The following is a 23,726-nucleotide window of genomic DNA, read 5'->3' on the forward strand; positions in this document are numbered from 1 at the left end:
GATAATTCAACCCGGCGGCGGTGCGAATCACGGTCTGGGCGAAAGAATGGGTGGAGCCAAGCCGATGCTTTATCAGGCCTATCAGACCTATTGCGATATGATGGAGCCATCACGCCGGATGGCGGCGCTGGCTTTGGAGGCACGTGATCGGCTCTGGCCATGGGCGGATGTGTGGGGCTGGCCGCGCCGGACCCATGCGCTGTGTACGACTCACAAGCTTTCGGCCATCACCCATGCCCGCCCCGCCTTTGGCATTGACGAGGTGCGGGTGGGCAATGCCCGCGTGGCCGTGCGCGAGGAAATCGCCATCGAACGGCCCTTCGGCAATCTGATCCATTTTGCCAAGGACGAGGTGATGACGCCCCAGCCCAAGATGCTGGTGGTCGCCCCGCTGTCGGGCCATTACGCCACGCTGCTCTCCCATACGGTCGAGGTCCTGCTGCGCGATCACGATGTCTATCTGACCGACTGGAAAAACGCGCGTGACGTACCGCTGGCCGAGGGGCGTTTCGGGCTGGAGGATTACACCGATTACCTGATCCATTTCCTGCGCGAACTGGGCCCGCGCAGCCATATGCTGGCCGTGTGCCAGCCCTGCGTCTCGGCGCTGGCGGCCGTGGCGGTGATGAGCGCCGAGCGCGATCCGGCCACCCCGCGCAGCCTGACGCTGATGAGCGGGCCTCTGGATGTGCGCGAGGCGCCCACGGTGGTCAATGAACTGGCCAATGCCAATACGCTGGACTGGTTCGAGGCCAATCTGATCTCGCGCGTGCCTTCGCGGTATAAGGGCGCGGGGCGGAGGGTCTATCCCGGCTTTCTGCAATTGACCGCCTTTATGTCGATGAACCTTGGCCGCCATTTCGGGCAGTTTCGCAAACTCTATAAGGCGCTTGTCGATGGGCGCGAGGCCGAGGCGAAGAAGATCGCGGATTTCTACGATGAATATATGGCGGTGCTGGACCTCTCGGCGGAATTCTATCTCGAAACCATCGATCAGGTGTTTCAGCAGGCCACACTGGCGCGTGGGGAAATGATGCACCGCGGCCGCCGCATTGATTGCGCGACAATCCGCCATACCGCATTGTTGACGGTCGAAGGCGAGCGCGACGACATTTGCGGCGTGGGCCAGACGGCCGCCGCGCATCAGATGTGCTCCTCGCTGCGCCCCCATCTGCGGCGGCATCATTTGCAGCCGGGCGTGGGCCATTACGGCGTGTTTGCCGGTTCGAAATGGGAAAAACAGGTCTATCCGCAAGTGCGCAATATGGTGCTGGCAATGAGCTGATGCTCTTTGTCGCCTATCCGCGCTGCGACCATAGGCGCGCTGTTGCCCCGCCGTGCGATAGGCTATGACGCACCCATGCTGAAACTGGACAAGGATGGCGCCATAGCGCGCCTGCTGATCGACCGGCCCGAACGCCATAATGCGATGAACCTGGCCATGTGGCAGGCGCTGCCCGATCTGCTGGCGCAGGCGGTGGGCGATGACGATGTGCGCGCGATTGTCCTGACCTCGGCCACGCCGGGCCTGTTCTGCGCCGGGGCCGATATTAGCGAAATGCTGGCCGCGCGTGAGGACCGGGGGCTGCGCGCCGCCACGCAAGAGGCCATCAACGCGGCGCAATCGGCGCTGGCGCAATGCCCCAAGCCATTGGTCGCAATGGTTGACGGCGATGCGATCGGCGGGGGATGCGGGCTGATTTTGGCCTGTCATATGCGGGTGGCCACATCGCGCGCGCGTTTCGGCATTACGCCCGCGCGGCTGGGACTGGCCTATCCGCTGCATGACACCGCGCTGCTGGTCGATCTGGTCGGGCCGGGTCAGGCGCGGCGGCTGATGCTGACGGGTATGCTGATCGGGGCGGAGGAAGCGCTGCGCATCGGGCTGATCGAGGAGATTGGCGAGAGCGCGCATGAAGCCTTGCGCGCCATCGTCGCCAATTCCGCCTTCACCCATGCCGCCACGCTGCACACGATCGCGCGGGTGATCGCCGGGCAAGGCCAAGAGGACGAAGCCTCGCTGGCCCTGTTCGCCTCGGCCTTCGACGGGGCGGATTTCGCCGCCCGCGCCGAGGGATTTTTCAAACGCAAGGGTTAAGGGGCCGAGGGCGCGGATTTTTCATAGCGCGGCCAATGCGTGGTGATTTCGCCCACCACCTTTGACCCGGCGGCATAGAGCGCCTCCAGCGCGGCGGTCATGCCCGAATAGCCCGCATTCTCGCGCGCCATATTTTCGGCCGCGCCCATGCCCGGCGGCGGCATGGTGAAATTCGACCCCGCGCGCAGCACCATCAGCCTGTTGCGATCCGCCCTGCCCACCTTGGTCAGATATTCAAGGCTCTGGATAATCCCCGTCTCCTCCATCGCCGAGGTGACGAAAGTGCCCTTGCCATTCGTCCAGTATTTGACCCAGTCGCGGCCCCATTGGGTCATCCTCTCGCCATGCCAATAGGTCATCGCGGCCAGTTGATCGCCCATCATCACATGGGGCGGCTTTTGCGCTTCGGGGAAATCCTTGTAGAGTTCGCGCTGGGCCGCGATCGAGGCATCATCGGGCAGTTTCAGATCCTTGGTCAAGCCATAGGCCCATTGGGCAAGCCCGGCATTGAGCGCAAACATCTCGCCATTGGCCGCCACCGGCGCAGGCCCGGCCAGCGGGTCGCCCTCCACTTTCGTCGAGCCGTGGATCGGGAAATAGCCATATTTCCAGCCCTTGGGAATTTCGCGCGCGTCGATCTCATGCGCCATATCGCCATCGACCAGATAGCGCGCCCAGGCCGCGCTGCCCGCCGATCCCGCCGCCGGATCAATCCCCGCAATCCCCGCCACCAGCCAGTAGGCATGGGACAGATCGAGCCGCTGATCCAGCCCCAGCGCCAACGCGGCGGTGGCCGATTTGATATTGCCCATGCCGGTCACAATGCCCAGAACCTGCGTGTCCGGGTTGTAATAGAGGTCGTGATAGCCCTGCGGAAAAGGTATCCGCTCGGTCAGCTTCGCCCGTTCTTTCCAGAGCTGGAACTCGCCGGGGCGGTCGCCCTCGTCCTTGCCGATTTCAAACAGCGTGACCACCACCACCCGCACCGGCAGATGCGCGGCGCAAGGCGCGGCGGGCGCGCATTTGGCGATTTGCACCAAGGCGGCGCGCCCAGACACCGGAGCCGCCGCCACCGGCCCCGCCAGAGCAGCCGTCAGCGCCAGAAACAAAGCCTTGTATCGGCCCATTACCATAAACCATTTCCCCAAACGGGCGGGGCGCGCAGGCCGAAATCCGAAACGCCCCGCCCCATCATCAGAACTTGTAAACCACCGAACCCTGCACGCTGCGCGGCTTTTCCGGCAGGACGATGGTCGAGCCAAACAATTCGGTGAAATTGGCGCGGAAATAGGTGGCATCCGTGGCATTCTTCACCACCACGCGGAACAGCCACGGCCCGGTCTTATAACTGGCCGAGAGATCGACCAGCGTATAGGCGGGCAGGCGCACCGCCTGCGACTGGCCCGAAAACACCGAATCGAAGGCCGAGGCGCTGACGGCAAAGGCAAGGCCATTGTCGAAAGCATAGGTGGCCGTGGCCGAATAGGTGTTGGTCGGAATGCCCGCCCGGCGCGACTTGTCCATCGTGTTGGTGGAAACCAGCCCGCCCGGCTGACCGCCAAGGATCAGCGACGGATCGACGCCCTTAAGGTCCTCGATGCCAAGGAAGCTGAACGTGCTGCCCGCATTGAGGAAGGAGAGGTTATACACCTTGGTCTTGGTATAATTGCCCGAAATCAGCAGGTGCCTGTCCACCGACCAGCGCACTTCGGCCTCAATGCCGCGCGTTTCGACCGACTGGTTGACGGTCGAGGACTGGATCGAGAAATCGGTTCGCTTCTGGTTATAGGTATCGATCGCGGCATAGAGGCGCCCACCCAGCCACGAACCCTTGATCCCGGCCTCCCACATGCGCGATGCGGTGGTCCATGCATGGCCCAGCACGTTGGAGGTGTAGATTTCCGCGCCCTGTCCGGCGATCACCGTCGATTGGCGCGACACCGTGCCATAGGGCACAAGGCCGAAGGGCAGCTTGTAATTGGCGCTGGCGGTCCAGCTCCAGATGCCGTTGGTGGCCGAGGCCGAGGGCGTCACGCCCGCCGACACGCGCAGCTTGCTCAGGTCATTGCTGGTGCGCACGTTGATGCTGTCATAGCGCCCGCCCAGCGTCACATCGAGGCCGAACTTGAAATCCAGATCGGCCAGCGCCGCAAAGGCCGCATCGGTGTAATAGCCGCGCACATAGTTTGAATATTCGCAATCGCACTGGGTCGACAGGCGCCGCGCCGAAAGCGCGGTATAGCCCTGCGTCAGATCGACGCGGTGGAAATATTCAAACGTGAAATCATCGCCATGCAGGAAATCGGTATAGCGCACCGAGGGGCTGAGCTGGAGCTGAAACTTGCCCGCGCTGTTTTCCACCGACCCGGTGGCGACGATCTTGTCCTCGATCACATAGGAATTGTGGAATTGCGAGAAGCCATAGGCGTTCTCGTTAATGTTATCATAGCCATCATAGAAAAGCTGGTTCTTGATCTCCAGCGTGTCGGACGGGTTCCAGATCAGATCCGCATACAGCGTGACCGCCTTGTTCCACAGCTTGTCATTGGGCCCGGTCAGCACATTCTTGCGGCTGAGCGTGGTGGTGCCGACATTGTTGAGCGCCAGCCAGGGATAGGCGGCAAAGCTGGCATTGGTGACGCTGGCCGGATTGGGGAAGAAGGGGTTGAAATTGCCGACGCTGGTAAATTCGGTGGGCTGGATCAGGCCGTCGCCATTGGTGTCGAGCGGCTTGGCCGTGCCGGTGATATAGGTGCCATTGTTGACCAGCGCCTGCGTCAGGCGGTTCCAGCCGCCGTTCTGCTGGCCCTTGTAATTGTGATACATGCCGCCAAATTCGAGGCGCAGCGTGGGCGTCAGGTCCATTTCAAAACTGGCCTGAAGGATGGTCTGCTTGGTCCCCATGTTGCGATAGTAGGAGCCGCTGTCTTCCACCTCGCCATAAAGGCTGTAGCCGAATTCCTTCGAACCCACATGGCCCGGCCCGCGGATCGTGGCCGAGAGCACATTCTTGCTCCAACTGCCGCCAGTATAGTTCACCTCGCCCTCGGCATGGTCAAGGAACTTGCCCTTGCCCGCGCGCGCCGACTTGGGCACGAAATTCATATAGCCGCCGGTCTTGGACGGGCCATAGATCGGCGAGGAAGGGCCGCGCACGATGTCGATCCGGTCCGATGCGCCCAGCGGAGTGGGATAATTGCCCGGATTGTCGAGGCGGCGCATGCCCCGGAAATAGATTTCGCCCGGCGTGCCGCGAATATCGAGCGCCCCGCCCACGCCAAAGAACGAGTTGGTGAACACGCCCGGCGATTGGGCCACAAGGTCATAGATCTCGGTCGCGCCGAAACGCTCCATCTGCTCTTTCGAAATGGTCGAGGCCGAGCGCGGCGTTTCCACCAGATTCTTGCTGAAGCCGAAAATCGTGCCGACATCCTTCAAGGGCAGCGCCCCCAGCGAGCCTTGCACCACGATTTCCTTCTTTTCCTCGGCCGGTTCGTCGGCGGCATAGGCGGTGGTCGACAGCACCGACCCGGCCAGCAGAACGGCCGCCAATGTCACGCGACGCAGCCGTAATTTCTCGTTGGATTCCATCATACTTGCCCCCATGTCTGATGACGGCCGCGCCGCGGCGGCGCCCGTCCTGTGATTGTTCCCTGTCCTCGTCCCCTTGCCTGTCCGGCTTGTCTTGTGATGATCCGCGTCATGGCGCCCCGGCCATCCGATCCCGCTCAAAAGCGTCCCATTCCCGCTCCAGCGCGGCCAGCGCCTCGGCTTTCTCGCCCGGCGGCATGAAGGAATAGGTCAGGCTGTTGCGCGAAGCCTGTTTGAGGTCGCGATAGGTCAGCCCCTGTTCGCGCACGGCGCGGACATATTCGCCGGTCATGTCGCCGCGCAAAACGCCCGCATCATCCGTGCTGATCACAAAGGGCACGCCATGGCGGCGATAAAGCCCCAGCGGATGGGCATCGCCCTTGACCCCAAGGATCACGTCATTGCTGGTCAGGTTGATTTCGACCGCAATCCCCGCGCGGGCCATGCGCGCCATGGTGGCGGCGGCATTTTCCTCGCCTGCAATGTCAACGCCGTGGCCGATGCGCTGGGCGCCCGCCGCGATGGCCTGCGCGATATGGTCTGTGCGGGCCAAAGGCGGCACCTGCGTTGCACCCAATTCGCCCGCATGCAGCGTGCGGTGAACACGCGGATAGCGCGCCGCCAGAAAGTGGATCATCGCCATATGCAGCGCGTAATCGCGCAGGGCCAGCGGATGATCCTCGGGCATGACGATGTTGATGCCGACATAGCGCGGATCGCGGTCCGCCATCATAAAGGCCGCCGCCAGAGAGCGAAACACCATGCGCGGCGGCAGCGCCCGCAAGGCCTGAAACAGATAATGCACCCGCACCTTGCATCCGGCCTCGGCCTGCGGCGTGGCGCATTGCAGGATCCGGGTCGCCTCCGCCTCGTCGCGGGTCAATTCCGCCCCGGCCTGCGCCAGCAAAGGCTCTATCAGGGCGCGGTCAGCCTCGAAGGCGGCGGCAATATCGCCCTCGCCCATCGGCGCATCGCCCGCCGCCATGATGGCATGGGAAAAGGCGTTGGTGTTGTGATCCAGCTCCAGATAGGCAACCCGGTCCAGCGCGGCATGGCGCCGCACCGAGGCCAGCATCGGCCCGGTCGAGATGGCGGCGATCGGGGCAAAACGCGCAAAACTCTGAAAGAATTGCGCATGACCCGAACGTTCATTGCGCCCTACGCCCACCTGCCAGCCGCGCGTCGAGAAACTGTCAACCAGCCGCGCATAGGAAGGCGCTTCCTGCCCGTCGCGACGTTCAATCCGGCGTTCGCTCGCGCATCCGCCCGGCGGGGGCGGCTCGACGCTCAAGCCATCGGCCGTGACGCAAAAGCCCGCCTGCGCCGCCCAAAGCAGATAATCTTCGGCCCAGATCGCCCCCGACAGATGGTTATGCAGATCGCCGCCCTTGGGCATGGCGCGCAGAAACAGGCGCAATTCGGTCGGGCTCTGCGCCGCGCGTGCCATCATCTGCGCCACCGCCGCCTCGCGCCGCGGAGAGGAATTGGCGCGGGCAGCGGTGGTTCCGGCCAAAACCGCGTGAGGGAGGAGCGCGGCCCCGGCCAGTATGCAAAGACCCAAAGACCGGCGCATACGCAAGGTCGAGGCGCCCAACCGCCGCCTGCCACCGGAAATGTTCAAGATTTGTCCCCGTCAAAGGGTCCCCTGACCCCTTCGGCGGCGAATTTAGGGCTTGACGTGCAACAATCAAACGCAATGATTTAGACGCAGCGTTGCAAAAATGAGCGCACCCTTCCCGGAGTCAGTCCATGCCCGCCTTTTCCCGTTTCCTGCGCTATTTCATGGTGGTGGGCCGCACCGGATCGATCCGCAAGGCGGCCGACGAACTGCATGTCTCGGCCTCGGCCATCGACCGGCAAATCCTAAACGCCGAGGCCGAGATCGGCATGCCGCTGTTTGAGCGCCTGCCCTCGGGCCTGCGGTTGACGGCGGCGGGCGAGATCATGATGGCGGCAGGCGGCAATTGGCAAAAGTCGCTGGCCGATGCGCGGGCGCGGATCGAGGATCTGCGCGGACTGAAACGCGGCCATGTGGAAATCGCCGTCATCCATGCGCTGACCAAGGGCTATATTCCGCAGGTATTGTCCGCGCTGCATCGGCGTTATCCGGGCATCACGGTGGCGCTGCGCATCCTCGACAGCGCGGCGATGCGCGATGCGGTGGCCGGTGGCGATGTCGATTTCGGCATCGGTTTCGAGCCGCAATCGATCCGCGATCTCACCGTGCGCGCCTTTGCCGATGTGCCGCTGGGCTTTATCACCCCTCCGGGCCATCCGATCGCGCAATTGCCCCGCGCGCGCTTTTCGATGGCGGCTGATCTGCCGGTCATCCTGCCCGCGCGACCTCTGGCTGTCCATGATCAGGTGGCCGTGCTGCAAGGCGCGGCGCAGGTGCCGCTCAACCGCATCTTCGCATCCGACAATATCCAGATGATCGCCAGTCTGGTGCAGGAAGGCGTCGGCGTGGGCGTGCTGTCATGGGTCGATGTGGCCAGCGAGGTGCGCGCCGGAACGCTTTGCTTTACCCCGCTGGCCGATCCGATCCTGAAACCTCTGGTGCTGGCCATGACCACGGCCACCTCGCGCACGCTGTCCTATGCCGCCGATCTGGTGCTGAGCGAAATCCAGCAGGGGTTTGCCGCGCTGGCCTATCAGGAATAGCCCCTGGTCATCCGCCGCTGTTATCCGGCACAGGCCGCCGCCAGCAGTTTCATCCGCATCTGGCCCAGATTGGGCAGATTGGCCTGCGCCAGCAGCGCGCTGTCGGCCGCGCCCACAATCCGGTCCTTGCCATAACAATTGCCAAGATCCACCGTTTCCTGCGCCACCGCCCGGCCCAGTTTGAGCGAGTAGAAACAGCGCACGGTCGGCATGGCCGGATCGTCGGGATTCTGGTCCACCACCATCGCCAGCCGGTGCGAGGCCAGCAGGACAATCGACCCCACCGGATAGACCCCCACCGCGACAATGAATTCGCGCAATATGTCGGGATCATAGGCCCCCGCATCGGCCTGCATCGTCTCGATCACACAGGCCGGGTCCGATACGCCGTCGCCGTCGAACGGATTGGCCAGATCGTCATAGGCATCGCAGATCGCCGCCATCCGGCCCAGCAGACTGATCCCCTCGCCCGGTGCGCCTTCGGGATAGCCGGTGCCGTCCATCCGCTCGTGATGCTCGTAACAGGCGCGCACGACCGCCTCGTCAAAACCACCCATGGCCACGAAATCGCGCCCGAACAGCACATGCTCGCGCGCCGCCCGCTCGGGCAGGCTTTGCCAGTCGCCCTGCCATCCTTGCGGCAAGGGCAACAGCGCGATGCCGCTGTCCATCAGCAGGCCGACCAGACCCGCGTCATGCATCTGTTCATGCGACAGCTTCATCTGCCGCCCCAGCGAGATCATCAGCGCCGAGGTGGCCAGCGCATGGCGGAACAGATATTCCATATCGCGCTTGCACCGCATCAGGCCGTTAAAGGCATGGGGGTTGCGCTGGACCGAGGCGAAGACCGATTCGACCACAGGGGCCACCACATCTGCCTGAATCGCCTTGCCCAGCCGCGCCTCGATAAAGGCGCGCGAGATGACCTTGACGCCCATATCCGCGGCCTGTTCGGCGCGGCCGAATTCGCGGGCCATGCTGCGCGGGGTCAGAGCGTGGGCGGATTGGCGCTGGTCGGCCTTCTGCTCCTCCAGCAACATCTGGCGCCGCCGCCGGGGCGTGACCGGGGGCAGCGCGGCCAAGGCTTTACCCTCGGCCACATCGCATCCGCGCTCGGTATCGATGATCACGGCGGCCACATCGCTGGCCCTCAGCCGCGCCAGACGCTCCTCGTCCATCAGCAGAAACCGGCCCCGCCAGAACGGGTGGCTGAACCAGTTGCCCTCCAGTTTGTGGATGAACATGCCAAGTTGCGCCTGATGGGGATCAATCCGTTTGAGCATGGACCTGTCTGGACTTTTGTCTGGGTTGCGACGCGAGACTTTGCAATTGGCGACAAATTTCTAAAATCCGAAGGGGTTGGATCTAGGTAAAATACCTTGATGCCTGTTGCGCAAAACGCGCGGTCGGCGGCCTTGTTCGGCGCGGATTTCGCCCCAGCTGCGGGTGGTGCTGGTTATCGTCTGTTTAGCTTTCCGGCGGGGGCGGGCGACGCGGGGCCAATCAATTTTTATTCATTTTTCCTATTGCAACGCATTCGCATTTGCTCAATAGGCTCTTGCAACTTAATCGCAATAAGGAAAGCCCATGAACTCCGGCAGCAAACCTCTCCTGCTCGGCGCCGCATCGCTGATTGCGCCTGCCATCGCCAATCCCGCGCTGGCCGCCGAACAAACGCCCCAGCAGGCCGATCTGGGCAGCTTTGCCGTCACCGATACCGCCGTCACGGGCGGCTCCTATAAGGTCGAGCGCCAGTCCTCGCCCAAGGCGACCGCCGATCTGGTCGATACGCCCCGCTCGATCACGGTGGTGACGCGCCAGTTGCTGGAAGACACCTCCTCGACCACGCTGGCCGAGGCGCTGCGCACGGTGCCGGGCATCACGCTGGGTTCGGGCGAAGGCGGCAATCCGCTGGGCGACCGTCCCTTCCTGCGCGGTTCGGATTCGTCGAACGCGATCTATCTGGACGGCGTGCGCGATATTGCCGCCACCAGCCGCGAAACCTTTGCCGTCGAATCGATCGAAATCACCAAGGGTTCGGACGGCATCACCAATGGTTCGGGCAATGCCGGCGGCTCGATCAACATTGTCAGCAAAAGCCCCGAAAAGCGCCGCTTCATCAATGCGGACGCCACCTATGGCACCAAGGATTACAAGCGCTTCACGGCCGACATCAACCAGCCGATCAGCGATTTCGTCGGCCTGCGCGTGTCGGGCATGTATCACGATCAGGGCGTCGCGGGCCGCGATTACGTGTGGCAACGCCGCTGGGGCATCGCGCCCTCGATCAAGATCGGCATGAGCGGCCCAACCAGCCTGACGCTGGACTGGTATCACATGCAGTCGAGCGAATTGCCCGATCAGGGCATCCCCTATACCCGCATCGCCTCCAGCTTTGGCCCCGGCTATTACGAAGTCGCCCCTCTGGGTACCGATCCCTTCACCACGGCCAATGGCGGCACTGTCCAGCGCCGGCGCGGCACGTTCTACGGGCTGGTCAACCGCGATTTCCGCACCACCAACAGTGATGCCTTCACCGCCCGCTTTGAACACAAGATCAGCCCGGACGTCAAAATCCGCAACACCTTCCGCTACAGCAACACCGAGCAGGACTATCTCTGGACGCTGCCCGATGACTCGCGCGGCAACCTCTATTCCTATGGCACGATCTCGCGCCGGGTGAATGCGCGCTACAGCAAACAGGACGGGCTGGTGGATCAGCTCGACCTGTCGGGCAAGTTCAACACCGGCGGCATCCAGCACAGTTTCGCCGCCGGGCTGGAGTTCAACTGGCAAAAGTCGGCCATCGGCAATTACCTGTCCGACACCAGCGGCACGGCGGTGGCGCTGGCCATTGCCTGCCCCACGGCCACGACGGGCACCAACGGCATCTGCACCAGCGCGTCCAACCCCAATCCGTTTGATGCGTTCAACGTGCCCGTCGTCAAGGGCCCGAACAATTCCCAGACCTTCTCGGACTGGACCACGCTGTCGGCCTATGTGTTTGACACGATCACGCTGTCGGACAAGTGGATGATCAATCTGGGCGGGCGCTATGACCGCTATCTCACCCATGTCAGCGCCAGTTCGGCCGCGCCTTACACGGCGGCGCGCACATGGCAGCGCCGGGTGGACGATCTGTTCACCTATCAGGCCGGGCTGGTCTACAAGCCGCGCCCGAACGGCAGCTTCTATATCTCGACCTCGACGTCGGCCATCGCGCCCGGCTCGTTCCTGTCGCAGGGGCTTGAGGATAACACACTGACCGCCACCACCATCGGGGTGGACGCGCTCAAGGTGCAGAAGAGCACCACCTATGAAGCGGGCACCAAGTGGAACCTGTTTGACGAGAACCTGTCGCTCTCGCTGGCCGTGTTCCAGACGCGCACCACCAATGTCCGCGCCAATCTGGGCGACGGCACGGTGGGCTTTATCGGCGACAAGCGGGTGCGCGGCATCGAACTGGGCATCAGCGGCAATATCACCGACAAGTGGAGCCTGTTCGGCGGCTGGGCGCATATGCCCTCGGTCATGCTCAACGGCGGCTATACGCTGGTGAGCGGGGCCTATGTGCCCGCCGCCATCACCGGCAAGCGCGCGCCCAACACCCCGCTTGACAGCATCAGCCTGACCACGACCTACAAGGTCACGCCCAAGGTCACGCTGGGCGGCGGCGCGATCTATATGGGCAAGGTCTATGGCGGCTATGCCTATGGCAGCACGCCCGCAACGGTGCGCGCGGTCTATACGCCGTCCTACTGGCGCTTTGATGCCAATGCCGCGTATCAGTTGACCGACCATATCGGCGTCAAGGTCTCGGCGCTGAACCTGACCAACAAGCTCTATTACGATGCCACCTATGTCAGCCATTATGCCCATCAGGCGGCGGGCCGCACCATTCTGGCCAGCCTGAGCCTGAAGTATTGAGCATGAGCCATTCCCCGATGACGGTGGAAGAGTGGCAGGCGGTGCTGGCGGGGGAACCTGCCGGCGCCGCCGCTGCGCTGTTTGATGCGGCGCGCGGCGGGGACGCCCATGCCGCGCTGCATTACGGGCAATGCCTGCTGGACGGGCGCGGCGTGGCGCGCGATCCGCAAGGCGCCTTCCGCTGGTTCGTTCAGGCCGCACAATCGGGTCTGGCGCCCGCGATGAACATGGTGGGCCGCTGCCTCGATCAGGGCTGGGGCGTGGATGAGACGCCGCGCCTTGCCGCATCATGGTTTGCCGCCGCCGCCGACAAGGGCGATGTCTGGGGCCTCTACAATTACGCCACCGCGCTCTCACTGGGCCGGGGCGTGGCGCAGGACCGGGCGCAGGCGCTGGACCTGTTCCGCCGCGCCGCCGCGATGGGCCATCCAAAATCGCAAAACATGATCGGATCGTTCCACGAGGATGGCTGGGCCGTGCCGGTCAATCTGGACATCGCGGCCTATCACTATGCCCGCGCGGCCGAGGGCGGCGATTTTCGCGGCTGTTTCAACCATGCCCGCATGGAAATCGCGCATGGGCGGATGGATTCGGCAAAGCGCTGGCTGGCTGAGGCCGCGCGCCTTGGCCATGACCGTTTCCGCCGCCAGATGGTCCAATGGCTGAACGGGCGCGAGGAGGAAAGCCTGCGTCGGTTTGCCGACCAGATGCTGTCGACGGACTTGGCCACGGCATGACCAGGAAAAAGCATGGCGCCGCCAAACAATGGTGGCAGCGCCAATTTCACACATGGCACTGGATCAGCGCGGCGATCAGCCTGATCGGCATGCTGTTTTTCGCGATCACCGGGATCACGCTGAACCATGCGGGCGCCTTTGCCGCCAACCCCAAGGTGGTCGAACGCAGCGGGCAATTGTCGATCGGCGCGCTGGTGCTGCTGCGCATGCAGCATGCCCCCAACGCCCCCCTGCCCGCACCGGTGGCCAGCGCGGTCAAACAGGCCGTCCAAATCGATGTTGCGGGCCGCGATGCCGAATGGGCCGAGGATGCGATCACCGTCAACCTGCCCCGTCCGGGCGGCGACGGCTTTGTCTCGATCAACCCGGCCGATGGCGCGATTACGGCGGAACTGACCGACCGGGGCCTGCTCTCGCTGGCCAATGATCTGCACAAGGGGCGCAATGCGGGCGGGCCGTGGCTGTGGTTCCTCGACATTTTCGCGGGCGCCTGCGTGGTCTTTACGCTCACCGGCCTGCTGCTGTTGCACCTCCATTCCAAGCGCCGCCCCTCGACATGGCCGCTGGTGGGCCTGGGGCTGATCGTGCCGCTGCTGCTTGTCCATTTCCTTGTTCCCTAAAAGGAATATCCGATGAAACCCTCCTCCCTGCTTGCCCCCGTGCTGGCTCTTGCCCCGGCAAGCGCCATGGCCGGTTCGATCTCTATCGACCTGCCGCGCCTGTCGGTGGCCGAATATCACCGCCCCTATGTCGCCATCTGGATCGAGGGCGCAGGCATCCAGCCGCGCACCTTGGCCGTCTGGTATGACGCCGACCATCGCGGCGATCCGGGCACGAAATGGCTGTCGGACCTGCGCGGATGGTGGCGTGTGGCCGGGCGCAACATCGGCACGCCGCCCTCCGGCATTTCGGGCGCCACCCGCGCGCCGGGCCACCACACGATCCCCCTGCCCGCCGATCTGAAACCCGGCGCCTATACGCTGAAAGTCGAGGCCGCGCGCGAAACCGGCGGGCGCGAACTGGTCAGCATCCCCTTCACCCTGCCGCGCACCGGCGGCATGGGCGCGGGCAATGGCGCGGGCGGCGAAATCGGCGCGGTTGCCGTCACCCTCCCCTGATCCGTCTCTTCCCCACAGGAGCCTTCTCCATGGCCAATTTCATCATGTTCAAGTCGCTTGCCCTGCTGGTCGGCGCCTCTGCCCTCGCGCTGCCGATGACGGCTTCGGCTCATCGCCAGTGGCTTTTGCCGGTGGCCACCACCTATTCGGGCGAGGACCCGTGGGCCAGCATCGATGCCGCCGTTTCCAACGACCTGTTCTTTCCCGACCATTTCCCGATACAACTGGCCCAGATCAAAGTGACTGCGCCGGACGGCACAGCGGGCGCCATCGAACACGGCATCACCGCCCGCTATCGCAGCACTTTCGACGTTCACCTGACCCAGCCGGGCACGTGGAAGATCGGCACCGAGGGATTTAACGTGATGGGCAGCTTCAAGGTTGACGGCGTTGAAAAGCGCGTCGGCCGTCGCCCCGGCCCGCCGCCGGGCGCGATGGGGCCGGGCGGTGCTCCGGCCGGTACGCCGGGTGGTGCTCCGGGCCGCGCGCCGGTGGAATCGGTCGCGCTTGATGCCATCCCGGCCAATGCCACCGACCTGAAGCTGACCGAAGCGATCAGCCGCAACGAAATCTTCATCACGCGCGGCGCGCCCACCACCAATCTGTTCAAGCCCAGCGGCAAGGGTCTGGAATTCGATCCCATGACCCATCCCGACGATCTGGTGGCCAATGAACCGGGCAAGTTCCGCTTCCTGATCGACGGCCAGCCCGCCAAGGGTCTCAAGCTGACCGTCATTCCGGGCGGCAAGCGCTATCGCGATGCCGAGGGCGGCTATGATGTCACCACCGATGCCAATGGCGTGGCCACGGTCAAATGGACCGGCGCGGGCATGTATTGGATGACCATCAGCGCCACCGACAACAAGCCCGCCACCCCGCGCGCCACCGAGCGCCGGATGACCTATACCGCCACGGTTGAGGTGATGGCGCCCTGATGATCCGTGTCGCCCTGCCGCCAGTCATTGATGATAATGCCCTGCGCGGGCTGGACCCGAAGGCGCCCATGGTGGCGCTTTCGGGCCAGACCATGGGGACGGTCTGGCGGGTTCGCGCGGTTTGGCCCCAAGGCCTAGACTCGGCGGATTTGCGCGGGGCGATTGCCGCGCGGCTCGATGATCTGGTGCGGCGGATGAGCCATTGGCAGGCCGACAGCGAGCTTTGCCTTTTCAACAATTTGCAAGGCGGGGAATGGGCGAGCCTTTCGCCCGATTTCGCCCATGTGATGGCCGCCTCGCTCGATCTGGCGCAGGCCAGCGGGGGCGCGTTCAACCCGGCGATGGGGCGGCTGGTTGATCGCTGGGGCTTTGGTCCGCCCGGACCTGTGACCGCGCCGCCCGGTGATGGGGAGATCGCCACGCTGCGCCCCTGTTGCGATGTTTCGCGTCTGGCATGGGACAGTGCGGCGGGGCGCTTGCGCCAACCGGGAGGCGTGTCGCTCGACCTGTCGGGCATTGCCAAAGGCTACGGCGTCGATGCGCTGGCCGCGATGCTGCGCGCGATGGGGGTGCGGCATGGGCTGGTCGAGGTCGGTGGGGAACTGTTCGGCTGGGGCGTGCAGCGCGATGGCCAGCCATGGTGGGTCGATCTGGAAAATCCGATGGGCGTGATGCCCTTGCGAATCGCGCTGCATGGTCTGGCCGTGGCCACGTCGGGCACCTATGTGCGCGGCGGGCACAATCTCGATCCATCCACCGGTCGCCCGGCGCAAAGCGGGGTTCTGGCCTGCAGCGTGATCCATACAGAGGCGATGATCGCCGATGGCTGGGCCAGCGCGATGAGCGTGCTGGGGCCGGATCGCGGACGGGAACTGGCGGATCGACGGGGGCTTGCGGTGCGCTGGGTGATGGAGGACGGGGGCGAGGTGTTGAGCGCGACCTTGGTCGATATGATTGCGAATTAGATGCAATAAGCCTTGCTGGAGCGAGATACTTTTGCTAATCGTTAGCAATAGCGAGCATCCATGACCCCAAGAGGCAGCCCATGTACGCCTTCCGAGTGACCGACGAAGCCGAGTTTTCCGCCCATTACGGCCCGCTTGGCCATGAGGCGCGCGCCGGCTTTGCCGCTCCCGCATCGGCCGCCCCCTTTGTGCCCAGCGCCCGTTATGCCCAGCAGGCGCAGCGCCCCCGCGGCGGCGCGATGGTGGCATCGGCGCTGGCGATGGGCCTGCTGTTTTCCGCGATGGTCTGGGTCAATGTCGCCCCCCATGCCAAGCGCGAACATCATATCGTAACGATGGACCTGACCGCCCCGCCCCCGCCTTCCGCGCCGCAGAGCAAGCCGGTGGCCAAGGAGGTCGATATGCCGCAATTGCCCCAGGCCGTGGCCCAGCCCCAGCCCGAGGCCCCCACCCCGCCGCTGGCCGTGGCGATCGCCGTGGGTCAGGAGGCGGCAGCCCAGCCCCCCGCGCCGCCTGCTCCGCCCGCGCCCGCCCCGGTTGCCGCCGCCGCGCCCAAGGTGCCTGCGGGACCGGCCGAAGTGGGCGATCTGGGCGCGCGCATCCTCTCCTTCACCCCGCCCTCCTATCCGCTGGAATCGCGCCGGAATATGGAAGAAGGCACCGTCACGCTCGGCCTGCTGGTCGGCACGGATGGGCGCGTGGCCGAAATCTCGGTTACCAACAGCAGCGGCTTTCCCCGCCTCGACAAGGCCGCGCTGGAGGCTGTGCGCAAATGGCGCTGGACCCCGATGATGCGCGGCGGCGAGGCGGTGATGCTGCGCGGTTTCCTGAAAATTCCCTTCAGCCTCAGGAAGTAAGAAATTCCACCATTTGCTGGCCCAGTTCCTTCTGGGTCACGCTGCTCATATGCGTGCCGGGGATTTCGGCATAGCGCGCATTGGGCAGGGTCTGGGCCAGACGCGGGGCGCTGCCATTGTCATGGTCCACCGCGCCGCAAACCACCAAGGTGGGCATGGTGATCCCGGCCAGATCCGCAGGCGGCGTATCGTCCACCGATTGCAGCAGCAGTTCGGCGGCGCGCAGATCGACCTTTTGCGCCTTCATGAACTGTTGGGCGACATAGGCCGGATCGCCGTGCTTGATCGTGCCGTAACGCGCGATGGCGTCGAGGAAAAAGGCGCTGCGCCGCGCCCATCCCGCCAGCCCTTCCAGCCCCATGCCCGCCAGAATCAACCGGCGCGGTTCAAGCCCCGCCAGCACCGCACGCGTGGCCGTGCGCGAGCCGAGCGAAAAACCGCCCAGTTCAAAACCGCCCGGCTCCAGCCCCAGTTCGCGCACCAGCATCAGCGCATCGGTGACCAGCACATCCTCAGGGTAAGCGGTGGCGTCATGGGGCGCCTCGCTCATGCCATGGGCGCGCAGATCGGGCATGATGACCTCGAACCCGGCCTGCGCCAGCCTTTCGGCATGGCCATATTTGACCCAGTTGATCGCCGCCGAGGAAAACAACCCGTGGAACAGCAGCAAGGGCCGCCCGCTCCCTCCCGATGCAGGCCCCATCCGGTGGAGCGCCAGCCTCGTGCCTGCCCAACCGCGAAAATAGCTGGTGGTGACGGTTTCGGGCATGACGACATCCTCTTCGGGCGAATGGGCAAGGAGATCGCGATAGGCGCGGAAAAGCCAAAGGGGCAAGCGGCTTGTGCCAGCCGATGCCTGAAAATATTCATGGATCAAGGAAAGGCGCTCCAAAGGCGCGAGAGGAAACAGGGCGGGTTGCGCCCGCCCTGCATGATCTGTCGTCTGGTTCAGCAGCCGGTCAGCGAGGCGCCGGGCACATAGCGCGGGCCGAACATCGGCGAACAGGCGCGCGCTGCACTGGCGCGCTTGAGCCGGGCCGGGTCGATCTGGCCGCTCTTGGCGGTATCGGCGCGGTCAAAGGCGGTTTCCATATAGGCGACGAAGGCTTCGCGCGTGACCTTGCCATCGGCATCGCGCGGCACATGCGGCAGGATCTCGGCCAGCGCGATGTCACCGGCAGCAGCGGCATTGGCCTGCGAGGCGCCGGCAAGGGCCAGAACCACAGCAGCGAGGCCCAAACGGATATTCATAACTCCTCCTATGCGAAAGTCCCCACCCCCGCGCGGCGCGACCTAGCTTTTCGGACAGGCGTCCGGTATGCGTAATTCTGCTCATGCATTTTTTGTCCGCTTCTCGGTCATTTAGCCTAAAGTCGGGCTATGCCTGACGCGCGCATCGCCCCGTCGCGTGGAACCATCGCCTCACCGGACTCTTTTTTTGGGCATGGTCCATGTTCGAGAGGAGTTGACCCATGAAGCCGCTTCACAGCACGCTGCTCGCCGCCACTATGTTGGCCGTGGCATGGAGCACCCCGGCCATGGCCGAGGGCAAGGCCGACCGCGCGAAAAAGGCCATTGCCGTGGCCGAGGCCAAGATCAGCGCCGCCGATACCGCAGGCGCGGACACGCTGCTGGCCGTTGATCAGGCCAAGGCCAAGCAGGCATTGGCCGATGCGCGCGAGGACCTTTCAGCCGGGCGCAAGGAAGAGGCAATTGAAACCGCCAATCATGCCGCAATGATCGCCGATGCCAACCTTGGCCAGGCCCAGCGCATGAAGGCCGAGCACACCGCCGCCCGCGTCGAGGCGGCCAAGACCGATGCCGCCATCGCTCAGGCGCAGGCCAGCGAGGCAACGCAGCAGGCCGCAGCCCAGCAGGTGGCCGCCGCCAATGAGCGCGCCGCCAATGCCGAACAGGCCGCCCAAGCCGCCCAGCAGGAAGCCATGGCCGCCCGCGCCAGCGCTCAGGCCGCCATGGAGCAGAAAGCCGCCGTGGAAACCACAGTGACCACGCAGAACACCGGGCGCGTGGCCGCCAGGAAGGTGGTGCGGACGCGGGTTGTGAAAAAGCCCGCGCACAGCACCCGTGTCACAGGCCCTGTGGCCACCACGACCACTACAGTGACCCAGCGTGTGAATTAAGCCCCGCAAATGCAAAGGGGTGGGACAGGTCGCGCCTGTCCCACCCCTTCATTTTGGCCGTGAATGGCGCGCCGATCAGCCCTTCTTGAGGTGACGGCGGCCCAGCAGTTCGGCGATCTGCACCGCGTTCAGCGCCGCGCCCTTGCGCAGGTTGTCCGAAACGCACCACAGCGACAGGCCGTTTTCGACGGTGCTGTCTTCACGCACGCGGCTGATGAAGGTGGCATAATCGCCCACGCATTCCACCGGCGTCACGTAGCCGCCGTTTTCGCGCTTATCGACCAGCATCACGCCGGGGGCTTCGCGCAGGATGTCCTGAGCTTCGGCGGCGCTGATCTCGTTTTCGAATTCGATGTTCAGCGCTTCGGAGTGGCCGATGAACACCGGCACGCGCACGCAGGTTGCCGTCAGCTTCACCTTGGGATCAAGGATCTTCTTGGTTTCGGCCACCATCTTCCATTCTTCCTTGGTGTAGCCGTCATCAAGGAAAACGTCGATGTGCGGGATCACGTTGAAGGCGATCTGCTTGGTGAACTTCTTGGCCTCGACCGGATCGCCGACAAAGATCGCGCGGCTCTGTTCGAACAGCTCGTCCATGCCTTCCTTGCCCGCGCCCGACACCGACTGATAGGTGGCGACCACGACGCGCTTGATCTTGGCCTTGTCGTGCAGGGGCTTGAGAGCCACAACCATCTGCGCGGTCGAGCAGTTGGGGTTGGCGATGATGTTGCGCGCCTTATAGCCGTCGATGGCTTCCGGGTTCACCTCGGGCACGATCAGCGGAACGTCCGGGTCCATGCGATAGAGCGACGAATTGTCGATCACCACGCAGCCCTGCGAGGCGGCCTTGGGGGCATAGATCTTGGTGGGCGCGCTGCCTGCGGCAAACAGGGCGATGTCCCAGCCGGTGAAGTCGAAGTGTTCGATGTTCTGAACCTTCAGCTTCTTGCCGGTTTCGCCGAAATCGATCTCGGTGCCCTGCGAACGGGGCGAAGCCACCGCCGCGATTTCGGCAATGGGGAATTCCCGCTCGGCAAGGATGTTGAGCATTTCGCGGCCCACATTGCCCGTGGCGCCAACGACGACAACCCGATAACCCATGTCATTCACTCCTGCGGCCCAAACGGGGCCCGTTTCACGCGGCCTGAGACGCAAAGCCGCATTACAACAACTGGCTAGAGAATTACGGCGGCGTCACTCCATGCCGTGCCAGGAAAGCGAAAATCGTGTTCCAGAGATGGACGCTGACCTTTGGCCCGCCCACGCGGTGGGTATGGCCGGGATAGAGCATCATCTCGAAAGGTGTGGCCTCGTTCTGCATCTTGGCGATCAGCGCCGAGGAGTTTTCAAAGACCACATTGTCATCCGACAATCCGTGGATCAGCAGCAGCGGATCGCGGATCACATCGGATTTATCAATGGCGTCCGAAGCCTTGTAGGCGGCAGGAACCTGCCGCGGGTCGCCCATATAGCGCTCGGTATAGTGGGTGTCGTACAATTCCCACTTCGTCACCGGCGCGCCGGAAATCCCGGCGGCAAAGGCACCCGGATGCGCCTCCAGCAGCTTGAGCGTCATATAGCCGCCATAGGACCAGCCATAGGTGGCGATCTTGCTGGCATCCACGAAGGGCAGGCTCTTGAGGTAATCGGCCCCGGCGATCTGGTCGGCCACCTCGACCGTGCCCATCGCCTGCCAGATCTGGCTTTCAAAATCGACGCCCCGGTTCGCGCTGCCCCGGTTGTCGATCTCGAAATAGATATAGCCCTTGGCCACGATGGCCTGCGCCAGCGCGCCCGACCAGCCCTTGTTGACCACCTGAACATGCGGGCCGCCGTAATGTTCAAAGAACACCGGATAGCGCTTGCCCCGCTCCATCACCGGCGTAATCATCTTCCAGTGCAGGTCGCTGCCGTCCTGCGCCTTGATCGTGCCGAAAGTGGGTGCGCGATGGGCGGCAAGGAAGGGCGCGTAGGGATGACCCGCATCCACGCGGTTTTCCTCAACCCACGCAAGGCGCCGCCCCGTGCCATCCGCCAGATAAGTCTGCGCAGGCTGGTTCTGGGCGCTGCGCGTCACCACCAGCGTCTGCCCGGCGCGATCCATGCTCGCGCTGTTCATATAGGCCGGATCGGTCAGGCGCTTCGGCTCGCCCGGATGGTTGTAATCCAGCGAATAAACCTGATGGGCCAGCACATCGTCCTTGGTGGCGGTGAAAAAGAGCCTGCCGCCCTTTTCATCCACCCCGTCCAGCGAAGTCACCATCCAACGCCCATGAGTGAGCTGCCGCCACTTGCCGCCAGACAGACGATAGAGATGGCCAAAACCGTCCCGCTCGCTCCACCAGATCAGGCTGCCATCACGCAGGAAGCGGTAATTGTCGGTCAGGTTGATCCAGCTCTTCGCGCGCGCAGTTTCGGTAAACAGCACCTCGGACTTGCCCGTGGCCGGATCGACCTTGAGCATGTCGAGGCGGGTCTGCGCCCGATCCTCGCGCTGGACATAGAGCGTCTTGCCATCGGGCGCCCAATCGACGCGGGCCAGATAGATGTCGGGGTCCGAGCCAAGATCGACCTTGACCGGCCCCTTTTGACCATCAACGCCGTCATCGGGGCTGACGACATAGAGCGACACTTCGGCATTGGGCGTGCCCGCAGCCGGATAGCGCTGGTCAAAGGTCTTGGTCCCGGTCGCGCCAATAGCCGCGCGGGTGACAACGCCCACACGGGCCTCGTCGAAACGTTCAACCGCCACATGCTTGTCATCGCCCGACCACCATGCGCCGGTCAGGCGGGCCATTTCCTCCTGCGCGACAAATTCGGCCTCGCCCCAATGGACGGTCGAGCTGGTTTCGGCGGGCGTGATCGCGCGCGGGGCGCCGCCATCAACCGGCACCACCCAGAGGCGGCGGTCACGGACAAAGGAGACGAAACCGCCGCGCGGGCTGAGGCGCGGGTTGAGCGCATCGCCCCCCACCCCTTCGACCTTGCGCACCGAACCATCCAGCCCCGCCAGCAACAAATCGCCATCGAGCGGCACCAGCACGCTCTTGCCGTCGGCCGCCCAACTGTAGGTGACGATGCCCTTGAGGTCGCCGATCCGCTGACGCTCGCGCTGCATCTTCTCCGCTTCGGACAAGGCGCGGCCCGACGACAGCTTTTCGGAATCGACCAGCATCCGCCACTGCCCGTTCTGGCGGTCATAGCCCCACAGATCATAGCGTTCGCGGTCATTGGCGCGGTTGCGCAGCAGCGTCAGATAGCGCCCGTCCGGCGACAGCTTGACCCCGCGCGGCGCGGGGCCATTGAGCGAAGGGCTGGCAAACACCCGCTCGAACGTCAGCCCAGCGGCGGCAGGCGCGTTCACAGCAACCCCCTGCGCAAAAGCGAGGGGCGCAGGCACGAGTGCCGCTGCAGCAAGCAGGAGAGCGGGAAAGCGCATGGCAAGGAGAGAAACCTGTCGAAGTATTGGAGATAAGGCGCGCAAGCAAAAGGGCGCCCCGGCTGTCTTGGCCGAGGCGCCCTTTCACGATGTTCCGCTGGTTGGCTGGGGAACTGCTGTTCCGGCTCAGCCCGCCGTGCGGGGGTCGCGGCGCTCGGCGATACGTGCGCGTTTGCCGGTGCGGCCGCGCAGATAGTACAGCTTGGCACGACGCACGACACCGCGGCGGACCACGGTAATCGATTCGATGTTGGGCGAGTAGAGCGGGAATACGCGCTCCACGCCTTCGCCGAACGACATCTTGCGCACGGTGAAGTTCGAGTTGATGCCGCGGTTCGAGCGAGCGATCACCACGCCTTCATAGGCCTGAACGCGGGTGCGGTCGCCTTCGATAACCTTCACGCCGACGCGCAGCGTGTCGCCAGCGCGGAATTCCGGAATTTCCTTGCCCGTAGCCGAAAGCGCCTTGGCGATTTCTTCGGCTTCGATCTGCTGAATCAGGTTCATTGACCCAAATCCTTCGTTTTGCGCCGCGCGCCAGAGGCAGACTGACCCGAAGCACCACCGTAGCGCTCCCAAAGGTCGGGCCTGCGTGACCGAGTATCGTCGAGCGCCTGTTGTTTCCGCCAGGCATCGATCTTTCCATGATCCCCCGATCGCAGCACTTCAGGGATCAATCGCCCTTCCCAATCATTGGGTCGGGTATAGTGGGGATATTCGAGCAATCCGTTTTCGAACGACTCATCATCCCCACTAGAGGCCGCGCCCATTACGCCGGGAAGCAGCCGAATGCAAGCATCCAGAAGCATAATTGCCGCAGGTTCGCCGCCGGAGAGGATAATATCGCCGATCGAAACCTCCTCGACATCGCGTCCGGCGAAAATCCGCTCGTCAAACCCTTCAAATCGCCCGCAAAGTACGATCACCCCCGGCCCGGCGGCCAATTCGCGCACGCGCGCCTGAGTCAGGGGCCGCCCGCGCGGCGTCATGGCGATGACGGGCCGCCCCATCGGCCCATTCGCGCGCGCATGGTCGATCGCGCGCGCCAGCACATCGACTTTCAGCACCATCCCGGCCCCGCCGCCCGCAGGCGTGTCGTCCACGGTGCGGTGCTTGTCCTGTGCAAAGTCGCGGATCTGCACCGCGTCAATGGCCCACTTGCCCTCCTCACGCGCGCGGCCGGCAAGGCTGACCCCCAGCGGGCCTGGGAACATGTCGGGATAAAGCGTCAGGACGGTGGCGGAAAAGCTCATGGCG

21 protein-coding genes are annotated in these 23,726 nt (G+C 64.2%); 11 read left to right on the top strand and 10 right to left on the bottom strand.

Annotated elements, in window-relative coordinates; all coding sequences use genetic code 11:
• The first annotated feature begins 64 nt into the window (after positions 1-64).
• Together PQ457_RS10455 and PQ457_RS10460 are read left to right on the top strand one after the other, a co-directional pair.
• Positions 65-1,285 (top strand): polyhydroxyalkanoate depolymerase, encoded by a 1,221-nt coding sequence (locus tag PQ457_RS10455; RefSeq protein WP_273619298.1) that lies wholly within the window; start codon positions 65-67, stop codon positions 1,283-1,285.
• 42 nt (positions 1,286-1,327) lie between these two features.
• Positions 1,328-2,098 carry an enoyl-CoA hydratase/isomerase family protein gene (locus tag PQ457_RS10460; RefSeq protein ID WP_337958467.1) on the top strand — a complete coding sequence of 257 codons (771 nt, stop codon included), beginning with the start codon at positions 1,328-1,330 and terminating at the stop codon, positions 2,096-2,098.
• Here PQ457_RS10460 and PQ457_RS10465 read toward each other — a convergent pair.
• The 3 genes from PQ457_RS10465 to PQ457_RS10475 form a co-directional block, all read right to left on the bottom strand.
• Positions 2,095-3,231, bottom strand: coding sequence for a purine nucleoside permease (locus tag PQ457_RS10465; protein WP_273616819.1), 1,137 nt, complete (start codon positions 3,229-3,231; stop codon positions 2,095-2,097). The genes PQ457_RS10460 and PQ457_RS10465 overlap by 4 nt on opposite strands.
• Before the next feature lie 61 nt (positions 3,232-3,292).
• The gene (locus PQ457_RS10470) at positions 3,293-5,692 is read right to left on the bottom strand and encodes a TonB-dependent siderophore receptor (RefSeq protein WP_273616820.1); all 2,400 of its coding nucleotides are present in this window, start codon (positions 5,690-5,692) and stop codon (positions 3,293-3,295) included.
• Between the two features lie 106 nt (positions 5,693-5,798).
• Positions 5,799-7,250 carry an amidohydrolase family protein gene (locus PQ457_RS10475; RefSeq protein ID WP_273616821.1) on the bottom strand — a complete coding sequence of 484 codons (1,452 nt, stop codon included), beginning with the start codon at positions 7,248-7,250 and terminating at the stop codon, positions 5,799-5,801.
• Between the two features lie 188 nt (positions 7,251-7,438).
• Between PQ457_RS10475 and PQ457_RS10480 the strand changes: the two genes are divergently transcribed.
• On the top strand, positions 7,439-8,350 hold the full coding sequence (locus PQ457_RS10480) for a LysR family transcriptional regulator (RefSeq protein WP_273616822.1): 912 nt from the start codon (positions 7,439-7,441) through the stop codon (positions 8,348-8,350).
• Between the two features lie 20 nt (positions 8,351-8,370).
• Here the strand turns inward: PQ457_RS10480 and PQ457_RS10485 are convergent, their stop codons facing one another.
• Positions 8,371-9,594 carry an HD-GYP domain-containing protein gene (locus PQ457_RS10485; protein WP_273616823.1) on the bottom strand — a complete coding sequence of 408 codons (1,224 nt, stop codon included), beginning with the start codon at positions 9,592-9,594 and terminating at the stop codon, positions 8,371-8,373.
• Positions 9,595-9,937: 343 nt separating this feature from the next.
• On the opposite strand from PQ457_RS10485, the gene PQ457_RS10490 reads away from it, so the two are divergent.
• The 7 genes from PQ457_RS10490 (at position 9,938) to PQ457_RS10520 (ending at position 16,889) form a co-directional block, all read left to right on the top strand.
• Positions 9,938-12,277 carry a TonB-dependent receptor gene (locus PQ457_RS10490; RefSeq protein ID WP_273616824.1) on the top strand — a complete coding sequence of 780 codons (2,340 nt, stop codon included), beginning with the start codon at positions 9,938-9,940 and terminating at the stop codon, positions 12,275-12,277.
• Between the two features lie 2 nt (positions 12,278-12,279).
• The gene (locus tag PQ457_RS10495; protein WP_273616825.1) at positions 12,280-13,014 is read left to right on the top strand and encodes a tetratricopeptide repeat protein; all 735 of its coding nucleotides are present in this window, start codon (positions 12,280-12,282) and stop codon (positions 13,012-13,014) included.
• Positions 13,011-13,634, top strand: a complete 624-nt coding sequence (locus PQ457_RS10500; protein WP_273616826.1) for a PepSY-associated TM helix domain-containing protein — start codon at positions 13,011-13,013, stop codon at positions 13,632-13,634. Before PQ457_RS10495 ends, PQ457_RS10500 begins: the two co-directional genes overlap by 4 nt.
• Positions 13,635-13,646: 12 nt before the next feature.
• On the top strand, positions 13,647-14,132 hold the full coding sequence (locus tag PQ457_RS10505; protein WP_273616827.1) for a DUF2271 domain-containing protein: 486 nt from the start codon (positions 13,647-13,649) through the stop codon (positions 14,130-14,132).
• A 29-nt stretch (positions 14,133-14,161) separates the two neighbouring features.
• On the top strand, positions 14,162-15,067 hold the full coding sequence (locus PQ457_RS10510; RefSeq protein ID WP_273616828.1) for a DUF4198 domain-containing protein: 906 nt from the start codon (positions 14,162-14,164) through the stop codon (positions 15,065-15,067).
• Positions 15,067-16,032 carry an FAD:protein FMN transferase gene (locus PQ457_RS10515; protein WP_273616829.1) on the top strand — a complete coding sequence of 322 codons (966 nt, stop codon included), beginning with the start codon at positions 15,067-15,069 and terminating at the stop codon, positions 16,030-16,032. Before PQ457_RS10510 ends, PQ457_RS10515 begins: the two co-directional genes overlap by 1 nt.
• Positions 16,033-16,127: 95 nt before the next feature.
• Entirely contained in the window at positions 16,128-16,889 is a 762-nt protein-coding gene (locus tag PQ457_RS10520; protein ID WP_273616830.1) for an energy transducer TonB, read from the top strand.
• Here the strand turns inward: PQ457_RS10520 and PQ457_RS10525 are convergent.
• Positions 16,879-17,658 (bottom strand): alpha/beta fold hydrolase, encoded by a 780-nt coding sequence (locus PQ457_RS10525; protein WP_273619300.1) that lies wholly within the window; start codon positions 17,656-17,658, stop codon positions 16,879-16,881. The genes PQ457_RS10520 and PQ457_RS10525 overlap by 11 nt on opposite strands.
• Positions 17,659-17,837: 179 nt before the next feature.
• Positions 17,838-18,140: an EF-hand domain-containing protein gene (locus PQ457_RS10530; RefSeq protein WP_273616831.1), complete on the bottom strand. Its 303-nt coding sequence runs from the start codon at positions 18,138-18,140 to the stop codon at positions 17,838-17,840.
• 221 nt (positions 18,141-18,361) lie between these two features.
• Between PQ457_RS10530 and PQ457_RS10535 the strand changes: the two genes are divergently transcribed.
• Positions 18,362-19,030 (top strand): hypothetical protein, encoded by a 669-nt coding sequence (locus PQ457_RS10535; RefSeq protein WP_273616832.1) that lies wholly within the window; start codon positions 18,362-18,364, stop codon positions 19,028-19,030.
• Positions 19,031-19,105: 75 nt separating this feature from the next.
• On the opposite strand, the gene PQ457_RS10540 is transcribed toward PQ457_RS10535, so the two are convergent.
• The 4 genes from PQ457_RS10540 to trmD form a co-directional block, all read right to left on the bottom strand.
• The gene (locus PQ457_RS10540; protein ID WP_273616833.1) at positions 19,106-20,131 is read right to left on the bottom strand and encodes an aspartate-semialdehyde dehydrogenase; all 1,026 of its coding nucleotides are present in this window, start codon (positions 20,129-20,131) and stop codon (positions 19,106-19,108) included.
• An 82-nt stretch (positions 20,132-20,213) separates the two neighbouring features.
• A complete protein-coding gene (locus PQ457_RS10545) occupies positions 20,214-22,469 on the bottom strand; it encodes a S9 family peptidase (RefSeq protein ID WP_273616834.1) in 2,256 nt (751 codons plus the stop codon).
• A gap of 126 nt (positions 22,470-22,595) precedes the next feature.
• Positions 22,596-22,976: a 50S ribosomal protein L19 gene (gene rplS, locus PQ457_RS10550; RefSeq protein ID WP_168603658.1), complete on the bottom strand. Its 381-nt coding sequence runs from the start codon at positions 22,974-22,976 to the stop codon at positions 22,596-22,598.
• Positions 22,973-23,722 carry a tRNA (guanosine(37)-N1)-methyltransferase TrmD gene (gene trmD, locus PQ457_RS10555; protein ID WP_273616835.1) on the bottom strand — a complete coding sequence of 250 codons (750 nt, stop codon included), beginning with the start codon at positions 23,720-23,722 and terminating at the stop codon, positions 22,973-22,975. The genes rplS and trmD overlap by 4 nt, the downstream gene beginning before the upstream one ends.
• Between the last annotated feature and the right edge of the window lie 4 nt (positions 23,723-23,726).

It is taken from the genome of Novosphingobium humi (assembly GCF_028607105.1).
GTDB lineage: Bacteria > Pseudomonadota > Alphaproteobacteria > Sphingomonadales > Sphingomonadaceae > Novosphingobium > Novosphingobium humi.

What these genes read in the sequence shown, in the direction of transcription:
- PQ457_RS10455 (WP_273619298.1), top strand. Translation starts at nt 65, where the DNA reads ATGCTTTATCAGGCCTATCAGACCTATTGCGATATGATGGAGCCATCA.
- PQ457_RS10465 (WP_273616819.1), bottom strand. Translation starts at nt 3,231, where the DNA reads ATGGTAATGGGCCGATACAAGGCTTTGTTTCTGGCGCTGACGGCTGCT.
- PQ457_RS10470 (WP_273616820.1), bottom strand. Translation starts at nt 5,692, where the DNA reads ATGATGGAATCCAACGAGAAATTACGGCTGCGTCGCGTGACATTGGCG.
- PQ457_RS10480 (WP_273616822.1), top strand. Translation starts at nt 7,439, where the DNA reads ATGCCCGCCTTTTCCCGTTTCCTGCGCTATTTCATGGTGGTGGGCCGC.
- PQ457_RS10485 (WP_273616823.1), bottom strand. Translation starts at nt 9,594, where the DNA reads ATGTTCATCCACAAACTGGAGGGCAACTGGTTCAGCCACCCGTTCTGG.
- PQ457_RS10490 (WP_273616824.1), top strand. Translation starts at nt 9,938, where the DNA reads ATGAACTCCGGCAGCAAACCTCTCCTGCTCGGCGCCGCATCGCTGATT.
- PQ457_RS10495 (WP_273616825.1), top strand. Translation starts at nt 12,280, where the DNA reads ATGAGCCATTCCCCGATGACGGTGGAAGAGTGGCAGGCGGTGCTGGCG.
- PQ457_RS10500 (WP_273616826.1), top strand. Translation starts at nt 13,011, where the DNA reads ATGACCAGGAAAAAGCATGGCGCCGCCAAACAATGGTGGCAGCGCCAA.
- PQ457_RS10505 (WP_273616827.1), top strand. Translation starts at nt 13,647, where the DNA reads ATGAAACCCTCCTCCCTGCTTGCCCCCGTGCTGGCTCTTGCCCCGGCA.
- PQ457_RS10510 (WP_273616828.1), top strand. Translation starts at nt 14,162, where the DNA reads ATGGCCAATTTCATCATGTTCAAGTCGCTTGCCCTGCTGGTCGGCGCC.
- PQ457_RS10515 (WP_273616829.1), top strand. Translation starts at nt 15,067, where the DNA reads ATGATCCGTGTCGCCCTGCCGCCAGTCATTGATGATAATGCCCTGCGC.
- PQ457_RS10525 (WP_273619300.1), bottom strand. Translation starts at nt 17,658, where the DNA reads ATGCCCGAAACCGTCACCACCAGCTATTTTCGCGGTTGGGCAGGCACG.
- PQ457_RS10530 (WP_273616831.1), bottom strand. Translation starts at nt 18,140, where the DNA reads ATGAATATCCGTTTGGGCCTCGCTGCTGTGGTTCTGGCCCTTGCCGGC.
- PQ457_RS10535 (WP_273616832.1), top strand. Translation starts at nt 18,362, where the DNA reads ATGAAGCCGCTTCACAGCACGCTGCTCGCCGCCACTATGTTGGCCGTG.
- PQ457_RS10540 (WP_273616833.1), bottom strand. Translation starts at nt 20,131, where the DNA reads ATGGGTTATCGGGTTGTCGTCGTTGGCGCCACGGGCAATGTGGGCCGC.
- PQ457_RS10545 (WP_273616834.1), bottom strand. Translation starts at nt 22,469, where the DNA reads ATGCGCTTTCCCGCTCTCCTGCTTGCTGCAGCGGCACTCGTGCCTGCG.
- rplS (WP_168603658.1), bottom strand. Translation starts at nt 22,976, where the DNA reads ATGAACCTGATTCAGCAGATCGAAGCCGAAGAAATCGCCAAGGCGCTT.
- trmD (WP_273616835.1), bottom strand. Translation starts at nt 23,722, where the DNA reads ATGAGCTTTTCCGCCACCGTCCTGACGCTTTATCCCGACATGTTCCCA.